This is a genomic window from Streptomyces sp. MAI_2237 (assembly GCF_054189285.1).
In genome coordinates, this window is the sequence record NZ_JAJPGQ010000005.1 from 951,154 (window position 1) to 964,081 (window position 12,928).

General features: G+C 73.7%; 13 protein-coding genes. 10 read left to right on the forward strand and 3 right to left on the reverse strand.

All coding sequences use genetic code 11. From position 1 onward, the window contains the following. The first annotated feature begins 214 nt into the window (after positions 1-214). Positions 215-2,278 carry a SpoIIE family protein phosphatase gene (locus tag LN251_RS32705; RefSeq protein ID WP_458247767.1) on the forward strand — a complete coding sequence of 688 codons (2,064 nt, stop codon included), beginning with the start codon at positions 215-217 and terminating at the stop codon, positions 2,276-2,278. 138 nt (positions 2,279-2,416) lie between these two features. Beyond that, positions 2,417-3,172, forward strand: coding sequence for a hypothetical protein (locus tag LN251_RS32710; protein WP_458247768.1), 756 nt, complete (start codon positions 2,417-2,419; stop codon positions 3,170-3,172). 155 nt (positions 3,173-3,327) lie between these two features. On the opposite strand, the gene LN251_RS32715 is transcribed toward LN251_RS32710, so the two are convergent. After that, positions 3,328-4,113 carry a putative protein N(5)-glutamine methyltransferase gene (locus LN251_RS32715; protein WP_458247769.1) on the reverse strand — a complete coding sequence of 262 codons (786 nt, stop codon included), beginning with the start codon at positions 4,111-4,113 and terminating at the stop codon, positions 3,328-3,330. Positions 4,114-4,287: 174 nt separating this feature from the next. Then, on the reverse strand, positions 4,288-5,343 hold the full coding sequence (locus tag LN251_RS32720) for a hypothetical protein (protein WP_458247770.1): 1,056 nt from the start codon (positions 5,341-5,343) through the stop codon (positions 4,288-4,290). Positions 5,344-5,425: 82 nt separating this feature from the next. Between LN251_RS32720 and LN251_RS32725 the strand changes: the two genes are divergently transcribed. After that, positions 5,426-5,863, forward strand: a complete 438-nt coding sequence (locus LN251_RS32725) for a MarR family winged helix-turn-helix transcriptional regulator (RefSeq protein ID WP_458248214.1) — start codon at positions 5,426-5,428, stop codon at positions 5,861-5,863. On the opposite strand, the gene LN251_RS32730 is transcribed toward LN251_RS32725, so the two are convergent. Further along, positions 5,827-6,570 carry a GNAT family N-acetyltransferase gene (locus LN251_RS32730; protein WP_458247771.1) on the reverse strand — a complete coding sequence of 248 codons (744 nt, stop codon included), beginning with the start codon at positions 6,568-6,570 and terminating at the stop codon, positions 5,827-5,829. The two genes, LN251_RS32725 and LN251_RS32730, sit on opposite strands and share 37 nt — an antisense overlap. 275 nt (positions 6,571-6,845) lie before the next feature. Here LN251_RS32730 and LN251_RS32735 point away from each other — a divergent pair, with 275 nt between their 5' ends. From LN251_RS32735 to LN251_RS32765, 7 genes are all read left to right on the forward strand, one after another. Next, positions 6,846-7,451, forward strand: a complete 606-nt coding sequence (locus LN251_RS32735; protein WP_458247772.1) for a sulfite oxidase-like oxidoreductase — start codon at positions 6,846-6,848, stop codon at positions 7,449-7,451. Further along, on the forward strand, positions 7,444-8,220 hold the full coding sequence (locus LN251_RS32740) for a ferredoxin reductase (RefSeq protein WP_458247773.1): 777 nt from the start codon (positions 7,444-7,446) through the stop codon (positions 8,218-8,220). The genes LN251_RS32735 and LN251_RS32740 overlap by 8 nt, the downstream gene beginning before the upstream one ends. Positions 8,221-8,368: 148 nt before the next feature. Continuing rightward, the gene (locus tag LN251_RS32745; RefSeq protein WP_458247774.1) at positions 8,369-8,962 is read left to right on the forward strand and encodes an Rv1733c family protein; all 594 of its coding nucleotides are present in this window, start codon (positions 8,369-8,371) and stop codon (positions 8,960-8,962) included. A 215-nt stretch (positions 8,963-9,177) separates the two neighbouring features. Further along, the gene (locus LN251_RS32750) at positions 9,178-10,146 is read left to right on the forward strand and encodes an acetylxylan esterase (protein ID WP_458247775.1); all 969 of its coding nucleotides are present in this window, start codon (positions 9,178-9,180) and stop codon (positions 10,144-10,146) included. 10 nt (positions 10,147-10,156) lie between these two features. Continuing rightward, positions 10,157-10,561: a nuclear transport factor 2 family protein gene (locus LN251_RS32755; RefSeq protein ID WP_458247776.1), complete on the forward strand. Its 405-nt coding sequence runs from the start codon at positions 10,157-10,159 to the stop codon at positions 10,559-10,561. Positions 10,562-10,723: 162 nt separating this feature from the next. Further along, entirely contained in the window at positions 10,724-11,890 is a 1,167-nt protein-coding gene (locus LN251_RS32760) for a serine hydrolase domain-containing protein (RefSeq protein ID WP_458247777.1), read from the forward strand. A gap of 131 nt (positions 11,891-12,021) precedes the next feature. Then, positions 12,022-12,768 (forward strand): GntR family transcriptional regulator, encoded by a 747-nt coding sequence (locus LN251_RS32765; protein ID WP_458247778.1) that lies wholly within the window; start codon positions 12,022-12,024, stop codon positions 12,766-12,768. Positions 12,769-12,928: the final 160 nt, after the last annotated feature.

Below are 12,928 nucleotides of genomic sequence, written 5' to 3' on the forward strand. Positions count from 1 at the left end.
AGAGTCATGTACAGACCAAGTGGGTCTCGGAGGCTGCCGGTTCGGTGACACCGCGTACCCGGTAGTGTCGTCACCGCTACGGCGACGGCCCGGTCCTGTCGAGGGATGGTGCAGGTGTCGACGGAGACCTCACCAAGACGGTTGGGCGCGGTGGAAGATGGGGAGTCGGCACGGGGGACGGCGTGCCGCGCGAACGGCGAAGGCGGTGCCTGCCATGGGTCCACCCGGGTTTCCGGTGGCCGACGGCCACGAGCCGGTGCGGCCGAGCGGCCTGCTCGACGTGCTCGGCATGGCGTCGGTGGTGCTGGACGCAGAGGGCCGCATCGTGCTGTGGAGCCCGCAGGCCGAGGAGCTGTTCGGCTACCCGGCGCGTGAGGCGCTCGGGCAGTACGCGGCCCGCATCATGGTGCACGAGCAGCACCTCGACCTGGTGGTCAAGCTCTTCGCCGACGTCATGGTCACCGGCCAGAGCTGGGCCGGCGCCTTTCCCATCCGCCGCAAGGACGGCACCACCCGGCTGGTGGAGTTCCGCAACATGCGACTGCTGGACGACCGAGGTGACGTCTACGCGCTGGGGCTGTGCGCCGACCGCTCGACGGTACGGCGGCTGGAGCGGGACGTGGCACTGTCCACGCGCATGATCGCCCAGTCACCGATCGGGCTGGCCGTCCTGGACCTCGACCTGCGCTACGTCTCGGTCAACCCGGCACTCGAGCGGCTCAACGGCGTTCCGGCCGACAAGCTCATCGGCAGGTCGACGCGCGAGGTGCTGCCGCACCTGGACGTCGACGCCATCGAGTCGGCCGCGCTCGACGTGCTGCGCACCGGTCGCCCCCTCGTCGACCAGCTGACCGTCGGCCGGACCCCGGCGGATCCGGTGCGGGAGCACGCCTGGACGGTCTCCCTCTACCGCCTGGAGGACGCGGTCGGCACCGTGCTGGGCGTGGCCGCCATGGTCGTGGACGTCACCGAGCAGCACCGGGCGGGCGTCGAGGCGGAGGCCGCGCGGCGGCGGCTGGCCGTCATCGCGGACGCCACGACCCGTATCGGCACCACCCTGGAACTGGAGCGCACGGCGCGCGAGCTGGCCGAGGTGGCCGTGCCGGAGCTCGCCGACGTGGCGGCCGTGGACCTGCTGGACGCGGTGGTCGCGGGCAGACGCAGCATTCTCGGGCCGGCGGAGCCGGCGGTGATGCGCGCTCTGGCGGTGCGCGCGGACGACGCCCCGGAGGCGCTGCGGGCGGCCGACCCGCCGGGGCAGGTGGCCCGCTACGGCCCCGACCGCCTGGTCACCGAGTGCGTGCGCACGGGCCGGCCGGTCATGCTGGCCCGGGTCGAGGAGGCCGACCTGCCGCGCATCGCCCGCTCCGCCGAAGCGGCCGAGCGGCTGGCCCGGGCGGGCGTCCACTCCTATCTGGCCGTGCCGTTGATCGCCCGCGGCGAGGTGCTGGGCGCCCTCGACCTCAAGCGCACCCGCAACGCGCTGCCGTTCACCGAGGACGACCTGCTGCTCGCCCGGGAGCTGGCGTCCCGTGCGGCCGTGCAGATCGACAACGCCCGCTGGTACCAGAACGCCCGCGACACCGCCCTCACCCTGCAGCGCAGCCTGCTGCCCAGCCATCCGCCGGTCACCGGCGGCCTGGAGGTCGCCTCCCGCTACCAGCCGGCGGGCGCCACCAGCGAGGTCGGCGGCGACTGGTTCGACGTGATCCCGCTGGACGGCGGCAAGACCGCGCTGGTGGTGGGCGATGTGATGGGCAGCGGCATCACGGCCGCCGCCACCATGGGCCGGCTGCGCACGGCCACGAACACGCTCGCCTCGCTGGACCTCGACCCCGCCCGGCTCCTGGAGCACCTGGACCGCATCACCCAGGGCCTGGACCACTCCATCGCCACCTGCGTCTACGCCATCCACGACCCCGCGCTGCGGCAGTGCCGGATCGCCAACGCCGGGCACCTGCCACCCGTCCGGCTGCGCGAAGGCCATCCGCCGGAACTGCTCGAACTGCCCACCGGCGTGCCGCTGGGCGTGGGCGGCGTCGCCTTCTCCACCACCACGGTCGACCTGGACCCGGGCGACCGGCTGGTCTTCTACACCGACGGTCTCGTCGAGACCCGTCAGCATCCCCTCGACGAGCGCCTGGACGCGCTGCTGTCGCTGCTCGACGGGCCAGACCGCCCTCTGGAGGAGGTCTGCGACCTGTTGCTGCGCACGCTGCACCAGCCGGACAACTCCGACGACGTGGCCCTGCTCATCGCGCGGGTGCAGCGGCCGTAGCGACGGCCCGGGGCCCGCCAGAGGGGGCGCACCCGGTTCTCACAGCTACTGATTATCCGGTCCTTATCGCGCTCCTCGCACAATCACAGCTAGGCATGGCATGGGAATGCCGGGTGCCGTGACCGATGGGAGCGCGCCGTGACACACGATCCGCACAAGGAATCCGCCGCCGGTGGCGGGCCGTCCGAGCACTACGGCGAGACGGCACCGCAGTGGGAGGTGATGACGGGTCCGGGTGGCGCGCAAGCCGCTTCGGAACCGGCCTGGGACCGGGTGTGGCGGCGGCGCTCCGGCCGCGCCCGGGCGGTGATCGCGGCCACGACCGTCGCGGTGCTGGCCCTCGGCGGCACCGTCGCCTACGCCGCCACCGCGGGCGGTCCGGCCTCGGGCGCCACGCCGTCCGTGTCGGGGTCGGCCTCCCCGTCCCCGGACGGGCCCCGGGGCGGGCACGGCGGTCACTGGTTCGACTTCGGCGGCATGGGCGTGCACGGCGAGTCGACGGTGAAGGACCAGGACACCGGCAAGTGGGTGGTACGGGTCTGGCAGCGCGGGACCGTCGAAAAGACCGGCGGGGATCAGGTCACCGTCAAGAGCGAGGACGGCGCCGTGTGGACGTGGACCGTCGACTCGGGCACCACCGTCCTGCACGACGGCACCAGGGGCAGCGGAGCCGGCGCCCTGAAGAAGGGCGACACGGTCTTTCTGGTGGGCACCCGCTCGGACGGCGGAACCAGGACGGCACTGCGGGTGCTGTCCGGCAGCTTCGACGGCAAGGGGCCGGGCGGCAACCGCTCCGACCCGCACTGGCGCGGTGGCTTCCCGGGCCACGGCCGGCACGGCTGGGGCATGCCCGACCCCTCGGTGAGCCCCTCGGGCAACGGGGCTACGACGTGACGGGGCGGGGCCGGGCCTGACGCGGCGGCTCCCCCGGCCGCTGCCCGCCCCGCCGACGCATTCCCACGGCTTGTGCGTGAACGGACGCCGCGGGACGCCACCACGTCAGGGTGCCCGGCCCGCCCTTGAACGGCCCTCGCACCGGCCCGACCGCGCTACGGCCTGACGCCGATCACCACCTGCGCGTACAGCTCGTCGGAGACCGCGGTCGTGGTCCTGAGTCCGGCGCCGGAGAACGCGTCGACGGCCGTCTCCGCCTGGCGTTCGCTGGTCTCCACCAGCACACATCCCCCCGGTGCGAGCCAGTCCGGCGCCTGATCGGCGACGCGGCGCAGGACGTCCAGGCCGTCCGTGCCGCCGTCGAGGGCGACGAGCGGTTCATGGTCGCGGGCCTCCGCGGGGAGCAGGCCGACGTCGCCAGTGGGGACGTAGGGCACGTTGGCCGCCAGGATGTCGATCCGGCCGCGCAGGTCGTCGGGGAGCGCCTCGAACAGGTCTCCCTCGTGGACCTGCCCGCCGGCGCCGGCGATGTTGCGGCGGGCGCAGCGCACGGCGGCCGGGTCGATGTCGGCGGCGTGCAGTTCCACGGCGCCGAGGGCGGCGGCCAGGGCCGTGCCGACTGCGCCCGAACCGCAACACAGGTCCACCACGACCGTCGCCTCGGGGGCGTGGGCGAGGGCCTGTTCGACGAGGAACTCGGTACGGCGGCGGGGCACGAAGACGCCGGGTTCGACGGCGATCCGCAGGCCGCGGAACTCGGCCCAGCCCAGGACGAGTTCGAGGGGAAGTCCGGCGGCCCGGCGCTCGACGAGCGCGGCCAGCTCGTCCGGTGTGCGGGCGGCGGCGAGGAGCAGCCGGGCCTCGTCCTCGGCGAAGACGCAGCCCGCGGCACGCAGCGCGGTCACGACCGAGTCACGGACGGTCAGGGGGAAGGGTGGCATGGAGCCGAGAGCCTTTCGATGGAGCGAAGGGCGCTCTCGCGGTCGCCTAGCGGCGGTGATCCGCGTCGACGTGAGGAGCGAGCACCCGAGCTGACACAGCGGTAATGGGTCTCGCCTCCTCGGTCACCGGCGGCCGGGGCGATCCGCGGCCGGACGGCAACATTACCCCAACGCTCAGACACCGACGGCCTCCTCGGCCTCCTCCTCTTCGGCCTCTTCCGCCTCCTGCGCCGCCACGTCCTCGCACACCGCCGAAGGGTCCGCGACCGCGGGCGCCTTCGCCCGCTCGTGGGCCGCAGCGACCGCCGTGACGGCGAGGCCGAGCAGCAACCAGACCGTCAGCGTCCAGAGGTTCTTCGACAGGCCGTCACGGCCGAAGTAGAGCAGGCTGCGCACGCCTTCGACGAAGCCCGCGCCGTTCCAGAAGGCGTGCAGGGTGCCGAAGAAGGCGTTCTGCAGGTCGGGCCGGAACAACCCGCCGGAACTGGTGAAGTTGAGCATCACGAACAGCACCATCATGGCGAGGGTGGTCCAGCGCCTGAGGAAGGTGTGCAGGCCCACGCCGACGAAGAGGATGCCGGCCGAGTACAGCCAGGCCATGCCCCACACCCCGGCGAGGTCGTGGTGGGCGAGGTGGAAGACGGGTCCCGCAAGCAGCGCGCCGATGCCGCTGACGACGACGGAGACGCCGAGGGCCAGCAGGGCGCGAATCCGCATGGACAGGGCGCCGCCGGCGGCGCCGAGGGCCGCGACGGAGGCGTAGGAGCCGATGCTCAGGGCGATCAGCAGGAAGAACAGGCCCTGTCCGGTGGGGTCGTCGTCGGCCGGGGCGGCGATGTCCGTGACCTTCAGGGCGGCACCCCGCTCGGCGGCGACGGGGGCGAAGACCTTCTCCGCCGCCGTGGCGTCCATGTCGGAGGCGGCGGTGGCGACGACGAGCTCCGGCGCCTTCTCGCCGGGCACGTAGGCGCCCGTGATGTCCCGGGACCTCAGCAGGCCGACGGCCTCGGCCCGGGTGCCGACCGTGCGGACGTCGAGCCGGTCCCCCGCCTCGTCCTTGAGGGTCTGGGCGAACACCTTCGTCCCGGGGCCGGAGCCGATGACGGCGACGGGCAGGTGATGGGGCTGCGGGGTCACGAACGCCCCCATGTACGCGAGTCCCATGCCGATGCACATCAGCAGCGGGGTGATCAGATGCGTGAGCACGTGGCGCAGTGCCGGGGTCCTCATCGCTCACCGCCTCCAAATAGTTGGCTTATACAACTCTCGTTTCAAGTTGTACTATACAACCAGTGGCGTGAGGGAGGTTCCGGTGGACGCGGACGAGGCGGTGGAGACGATCCAGCGCGAGATGACGGCTTTCGCCCGGCGGGCCCGGGCCTCGGCGGGGCGCATGCATCCCGAGCTGTCGCTCGTGTCGTACACACTGCTCGGGCACCTGGAGGAGTGCGACGGCTGCCGGGCCACCGATCTGGCGGCCCACTACGCCCTGGACAAGTCCACGGTGAGCCGTCAGGTGGCGGCGCTGGAGCGGGCCCGGCTGGTCGAGCGGCGCCTGGATCCGGACGACCACCGGGTGCAGGTCCTGCACCTGACCGAGGCGGGCCGCCGGATCCTCGCCCAGGTGACGGACAGCCGCCGGGCCGCGTTCCGGGAGCGGCTGGCGGACTGGCCGGAGGAGGATCTGCGGCGGTTCGCCGGCTATCTGGCGCGCTACAACGCGTGGGCCACGCCCGGCGAGGAGGGCTGAGGCGCTGCCGGTTCCCTCGCCCGTGCGAGGTGTTCGGGGGCACGGGCCGCCAGGAAGGCGGTCGTGCGGCGGAGCCGGAAACCGAGGGCCTCGTACAGGCGGATGGCGCCGGTGTTGCGGGCGGAGGTGTGCAGGAACGGGGTCTCGCCGCGCTCACGGATGCCGTGGGCTACGGCGAGGATCAGGCGGGTCGCCAGTCCCTCGCCGCGGACGGCGGGGTCGGTGCAGACGGCGCTGATCTCGGTCCAGCCCGGGGGACGCAGCCGCTCCCCCGCCATCGCCACCAGAACGCCGTCGCGGCGGATGCCGAGGTAGGTGCCGAGCTCGACGGTGCGCGGCAGGAAGGGACCGGGCCGGGTGCGCGCGACCAGGTCGAGCATGTCGGGCACGTCGGCGGGGCCGAGCCGGACGGCCTCCGCGTCCGGCGCGGCGGCCAGGCCGTCGTCGACGAGCTGCACGCCCTCGACACGGAAGACGACTTCCCAGCCGGCGGGCACCTCGGGGCAGTAGCCGTTCAGCGGCACCTCCGCTCCGGGGCCCGCGAGCGCGGCCAGGTCGGCCCAGTCGCCGGCGTCGGGTTCGTCGGGCAGCGCGAGCCACGGCGAGACGTCCACCGGATAGCGCAGCACCCGTCCGCGCCGCTCGGCGAACCGGGCGTGCGGGCCGGTCAGGGAGGCGAGGGCAGGATTGTCGAGGACGTGGCTCATCCGGCGGCCTCGACGACGATCTCGTCCCGGACTCCGGCACCCGCGGCCTCCGTACCGCCGTTCCGCGTGCCGCCGTACGTCTTCGGCATGTGCTCTCCCTCTCCCTCGCGCTCACCCCTGCCACAGGCGGCAAGCAAGATCGGGGGGCGGTTGTTCCCGGGGCCCGGAAGACGTCACACGCCGTTGACGATCGCGGGGTGCCCGGCCCCGGGGCATACCTGACGTGCACGTACGGTTGAATGCGTGAGAACCGACCTCCCTCCCGCTGGATCCGTATGAACGTCACCCGAGGCTTCACCGGCCGTCCCCGCGTCGCCGATCCGGGCCTGCCGCCCGGCCAGTACGACGCGGGCGACGACTGGCCCGTGCTGTCCGCCGAGGTCACGCCCGAGCTGGCGGCGGCCGAGTGGACCTTCCGTGTCGACGGGCTGGTGGAGCGGCCCCGGACCTGGGACTGGGAGCAGGCGCACGCGCTGCCCGGCTCGGCGTACGACGGCGACATCCACTGCGTGACGGGCTGGTCCAAGTTCGGCGTGCGGTTCGCGGGCGTGTCCCTGGACGCGTTCCTCGACGCGGCGCGGCCCCTGGCGTCCGCCACGCACGCCGTCGCCTACGCGCACACCGGGTACACCGCCGGTCTCCCCCTGGCGGACCTGACCGGCGGGAAGGCGTGGATCGCCTGGGAGTACGACGGCAAGCCGCTGCCCGCCGAACACGGCGGTCCCGCACGGCTGCTGGTGCCGCATCTGTACTTCTGGAAGAGCGCCAAGTGGATCGCGGGCATCCGGCTCCTGGACCACGACGAGCCCGGTTTCTGGGAGCAGAACGGCTACCACGAACGCGGCAACCCGTGGGAGGAGCAGCGGTACTCCGGTGACTGAGCGACCGACCCAGACCCGCCCTGTGTTCGTTCCCCCGACGCGCTTCGCCGTGCCCGGCCGCATCGAGGTGAGCGACGGGGGCGCAGCGCGGTGGCAGACCGCGACGCTGACCGAGATCCGGCGCGAGACGCCGCGCGCCTCGACGTTCCGGTTCGCGGTGCCGGCCTGGACGGGGCATCTGCCCGGCCAGCATCTGATGCTCCGGCTCACCGCCGAGGACGGCTACGTGGCCCAGCGCCACTACTCGATCGCCTCCGCGCCGGACGACCGCGGGCACATCGAGCTGACCCTCGACCACGTCGACGGCGGCGAGGTCTCGGGCTGGTTCCACTCGGCGGCGCGGCCCGGTGACCGGGTGGAGGTGCGCGGCCCGGTGAGCGGCTTCTTCGCCTGGCCCGGCAACCGGCCGGCGCTGCTGATCGGCGCCGGCTCCGGTGTCGTACCGCTGATGTCGATGGTGCGCCACCACCGGGCGCGCGGCCTGGACGTGCCGCTGCGGCTGCTGGTGTCCGCGCGCGGTCCGCGGGAGCTGATCTACGCGCGGGAGTTCGGCGCGGAGACGACACCCGTCTTCACCCGGAGCGCTCCCGAGGGCGTGCCGGTGGGGCGTCTGGCCGCCTCCCATGTGGCGCCGCTCCTGGCCGACGGTCCTCCCGGTGGCTGGGAGGCCTATGTGTGCGGCTCGAACGCCTTCGCCGAGCACGCCTCCCGGCTGCTCGTCGCGGCCGGCCAGCCCGTCGACCGCATCCGGATCGAGCGCTTCGGCTGACGCCGTGCCTCCGCGTTCCACGGTGAGCGATCTTGCCGTCGCCGGGTACCCGCTTCCCCGGGAACTCGCGCGCGCACGCGGCGCGGAGGGACAATACGGACCGGACCCCATCAGTCCCTCCGGCTCCGGTCACGGCGGGGAGGTCGAGATGCGAACCCGGGTGCGCGGCTGGCGCTGGCGGCGCAATCCGCTGCGGCGCCGGTCGGACGTCGTCGAGGCGTGGACGGTGCTGGCCGTCGCCGTGCTGCTGCTCGTGGGCGCCCCGCTGGCGGGGGCGATCGCCGGCTGGTGGGCGCACGACCACGCGCGGGCCGTCGCGGCCGCGGACCGGGCCGCACGCCACCAGGTGCGGGCCGAGGTCGTCGGCACCCCGCCCGACAGGCCCACCACCACACCGGGCGGCCGTGACCACGCCTACCCCGTGCGAGTGCGCTGGGCGGACGGCGCGGCCAGGACGCACACCGCGCAGGCGCGCGTCCCGGCGGGCACCCGGCGCGGCGACACCGTCGACGTGTGGTTCGACTCCCGCGACCGCAGCGTCCCCCCGCCACCGGGAGAGAGCCAGATCTGGCAGCACACGGTCACCATCGGCACATGCGCCGCGGGCGGCGCGGCCGCCCTGGTGCTCCTGGCCAACGTCGTCGCACGCCGCGTGGCCACCGGCCACCGGCTGGGCGAGTGGGAACGGGAGTGGGCGCGCACCGAGCCGCATTGGACGCGCCGGCAGGCCGGAGGGCCGTAACCCGGTGAGGCCCTACCTCTGAGCAGGCCCGCCCGGCCGACGGGGTTCGTCCGATCCGTCGGACAACGACACTCCCTGCCCCGATGACCAGCGGGTTCCTCACCAGTGGCGGATTCCCGCCGGCGAGCGGCCGGGCGGCACAGGTCTGGCGAGTCGTCCGACCACCCACGTACGGTGTGATCACCCGTTCGGTCCCGACTTTAAGGCGGTCCTGCATGGCCCTGTTCGACCTCCCCCTCGACGAACTCCGCGAGTACCGCAGCGCGTCCGCCGAGCCCACGGATTTCGACGCGTTCTGGTCCAAGACCCTCCAGGAGGCCCGCGAGCACGACCTGGACGCCCGCTTCGAGCCGGTCGACACGGGGCTGACGACGGTCCAGGTGTACGACGTGACGTTCGCCGGGTTCGGCGGGCACCCGGTGAAGGGCTGGCTGACGCTTCCCGCCGGCACGGACGAACCGGTCCCGCTGGTCGTGGAGTTCATCGGGTACGGCGGCGGACGCGGGCTCCCGCACGAGCATCTGCTGTGGGCGTCCACGGCCCGCGCGCACTTCGTGATGGACACGCGCGGCCAGGGCAGCGCCTGGGGCGGCGGTGGCGGCACCGCGGACCCGATGGGCGGCGCCCCCGCCTACCCGGGCTTCATGACCCGGGGCATCGACGCGCCCGAGAACTACTACTACCGCCGTGTGTTCACCGACGCGGTGCGCGCCGTCGAGGCGGCGCGTTCGCATCCGCTGACCGACGCCTCGCGCACGGTGGCCACCGGCGGCAGCCAGGGCGGCGGCATCACCATCGCCGTGGGCGGCCTGGTCCCGGATCTGGTCGCGATCGCCCCGGACGTGCCGTTCCTGTGCGACTTCCCGCGGGCCACCACTCTGACGGACCGTCACCCCTACCGGGAGATCGGCCTGTTCCTCAAGACCCACCGCGGCCGTGCCGAGGACGCCCTGCGCACCCTGTCCTACTTCGACGGCGTCCACTTCGCCTCCCGCGGCCGCGCGCCCGCCCTCTTCTCGGCGGCCCTGGAGGACCAGACGTGCCCGCCCTCGACGGTCTACGCGGCGTTCAACGACTGGGCGCACGACGACAAGCGGATCGAGGTGTACGAGTTCAACGACCATGAGGGCGGGGGGCCTTACCAGCAGGCGGCCAAGCTGAAGTGGCTGCGGGCGTACGCCTGAGAGGCCAAGCATGGGGACACGTGAGGCCGCGGAACGCTTCGTCAGGGTCTGGGAGCGGGCCTGGGCCGCGCACGACGTGGACGCACTGCTGCGGCTGTATGCCGAGGAGTGCGTCCACCGGTCCATGCCGTTCCGCGAGCCGCACCGGGGCCGGGCCGAACTGGCCGACTACCTGCGCTGGTCCTTCGGGCGGGAGCGGGTGACGGACGTGCGCTTCTCGGCGCCGGTCGTCGGCCCGGACGGGGTGGCGGTGGCCGAGTTCCGGGTGCTCGCCGAGGAGGAGGGAGTGCCGTCCACCCTGGCGGGCTGCGTGTTCGTGCGGTTCGACGAGGAGGGGCTGGCGGTCGCGACACGGGACTACTGGCACACGGCGGACGGTCACGGGGAGCCGGCCGGCGACCTGTTCTTCCTTTGACCCTGCCTGCCGTCCGGAGACCTGTTCCTTCTCTCGGCCTTCCCTCCTGTCGGCGACCTGTTCCTCCTCTCGACCTTCCCTCCAGTCCGACCAGTCGGTACGTTCAGGGGGCCCGGATCGCGGCCGTGCGGCCCGGGCTTCCGGCGGACGACGGAGGGGCCCATGACGGAACGCGAGCCAGTCGCGCAGGGACACTGCGACGCGCGGTTCGAAGCGGTGCGGACGGCGTTCGAGGAGAACTTCCGCGAACGCGCGGAGCTGGGCGCCGCCGTCACCGTGATCGTCGGCGGCGACGTCGTGGTGGATCTGTGGGGCGGCTGGGCCGACGCCGACCGCACGCGCCCCTGGGAGCGGGACACCCTGGTCAACGTGTGGTCGACGTCGAAGGGGCCGACCGCCCTGTGCGCGCACGTCCTGGCGGACCGGGGCCTGCTCGACTTCGACGCGCCGGTGGCCGACTACTGGCCCGAGTTCGCCGCGGCCGGCAAGGAGAAGGTCCTCGTACGGCATCTGCTGTCGCACCGCTCCGGTCTGGCGGGCCTGCGCGAGCCGCTCTCGGTCGAGCAGCTCTACGACTGGGAGCTGACGACGCGGCGGCTGGCGGCCACGGAGCCGTGGTGGGAGCCGGGAACGGTCTCCGGCTATCACGCACTCACCTTCGGCCACCTGGTCGGGGAGGTCGTACGGCGGATCTCGGGGTGGTCGCCCGCGGCGTTCCTGGAGCGGGAGGTGACCGGACCGCTGGGGATCGACTTCACCATCGGCCTGCCGGAGAAGGAGGCGGGGCGGGCCGCCGAGCTGGTGCATCCCCCGGCCGCCTCCGACAGCGAACAGGGCGCCGCCTTCGGCCGGTTGACGCCCGCGGTGCTCGCCGCACTGGCCAACCCCCTGGTGGGCGCGGCCGAGGCGAACACGCCGCAGTGGCGGGCCGCGGAGATCCCGGCCGCGAACGGGCACGGCACCGCGCGGGCGGTCGCCGCCCTGTACGGGATCTTCGCGGGACGCGGGTCGTACGGCGGGCGGCGCGTGCTGTCGCCCGAGGCGGCGGAGCGGGTGCGCGAGGGGCAGGGCAGGTGCCGGGACCTGGTGCTCGGCGCCGGACTCGACGGCGAGACGGAGATCGGGCTGGGCCTGTGGCTGAGCGGGCCGAACGGCTCCTACGGGCCCAACCCGAGGGCTTTCGGACACGACGGCTTCGGCGGCTCCTGCGGGCTCGCCGACCCCGAGGCGGGGGTGTCACTGGGGTACGTCATGAACCGGATGGGGCCTCATATCGCCGACGACCCACGGAAGACGGCACTGATCGAGGCCCTCTACAGCGCCTTGTGAGCGGGGGCGCGCGGCGGGCCGGTTTCGGCCGAACCGCCCGCCTGCCCTTCCCTGGTGGTTTAGACCAATGCTAGATCTGGTGGCGCACCGAGCCCGCACGGCTACCGCACGTCACCAACAGGAGGCGCGGCATGGCCCGCACCACTCCGCACGCCCACTCCCCCGTCACCGGCCCGCCGCTGTACTGGCGCGTCGCCACGCGTCTGTTCGACGACCTGCGCGACGGCCGCATCCCGCCGGGCGAACGCCTGCCGAGCGAAAGGAAGCTGGCCGAGCATCTGGGGGTCAGCCGGGAGACCGTACGGCAGGCGCTGGAGGTGCTGCGCCGGGACGGCCTGGTCGCCACCGACCGGCGCGGCAGCCACGCCACGCTGCCCGGCGCGGCGGTCCGCAGCCCGTCCTCGCTGACGTTCCCGGTGGGCGCCCGGCACACCGACCCCGGCGGCGCGGTCGACCGGGCCACGGTCACCTGGGAGCCTCCCCCGCCCGAGCACGCCGAGGCCCTCGGTCTCGCCGCGCACCGGCCGACGCTGGTGCACCGCTACGAGTCGACGGGCGCCGACGGCCGGGGCCGCCGTACCGCCGTGACCTCCTTCTCCGCCGTCGCCCTGTCGGAGGTGGAGGAACTGGCCCGCTACCGCGACCGCGCCGACGGCGCCGCCACGGCCCAGCTGCGCCGGGCCTACGACTGGATGCGCAAGGCGGGCCTGACCCTGCACCACCGCGACTCCATCACCCCGCTCGCCGACGCCCCCTCGGTGCGGGTGAGACGGCGCGTGCACGACCAGTACGCGCGACCGCTGGAGATCACCGACCTACTGGTCGACGCCCAACAGGAGGCCCTGGTGTACGAGTTCACGCTGCCGTCGGCGGGCTGAGCGGTCGGGGCCACGCTCGTGGCGGACCGCCGGGGCGGGCCGAACGGCCCCCGCGTCGCACCTTCCGGCCCTGCTCGGGCGGCCATACGACGGCGATCCTGAAAGAGGGGACTGCGTGCGGCGCGGCGCGCCCGGGGCCGCCGCGCCGGGACCGGAGGTG

Bases quoted from the DNA above. Each gene is read 5' to 3' on its own strand.
- LN251_RS32760 (WP_458247777.1), top strand. From the start codon at position 10,724: ATGACGGAACGCGAGCCAGTCGCGCAGGGACACTGCGACGCGCGGTTC.
- LN251_RS32705 (WP_458247767.1), top strand. From the start codon at position 215: ATGGGTCCACCCGGGTTTCCGGTGGCCGACGGCCACGAGCCGGTGCGG.
- LN251_RS32735 (WP_458247772.1), top strand. From the start codon at position 6,846: ATGAACGTCACCCGAGGCTTCACCGGCCGTCCCCGCGTCGCCGATCCG.
- LN251_RS32745 (WP_458247774.1), top strand. From the start codon at position 8,369: ATGCGAACCCGGGTGCGCGGCTGGCGCTGGCGGCGCAATCCGCTGCGG.
- LN251_RS32730 (WP_458247771.1), bottom strand. From the start codon at position 6,570: ATGAGCCACGTCCTCGACAATCCTGCCCTCGCCTCCCTGACCGGCCCG.
- LN251_RS32755 (WP_458247776.1), top strand. From the start codon at position 10,157: ATGGGGACACGTGAGGCCGCGGAACGCTTCGTCAGGGTCTGGGAGCGG.
- LN251_RS32720 (WP_458247770.1), bottom strand. From the start codon at position 5,343: ATGAGGACCCCGGCACTGCGCCACGTGCTCACGCATCTGATCACCCCG.
- LN251_RS32750 (WP_458247775.1), top strand. From the start codon at position 9,178: ATGGCCCTGTTCGACCTCCCCCTCGACGAACTCCGCGAGTACCGCAGC.
- LN251_RS32715 (WP_458247769.1), bottom strand. From the start codon at position 4,113: ATGCCACCCTTCCCCCTGACCGTCCGTGACTCGGTCGTGACCGCGCTG.
- LN251_RS32765 (WP_458247778.1), top strand. From the start codon at position 12,022: ATGGCCCGCACCACTCCGCACGCCCACTCCCCCGTCACCGGCCCGCCG.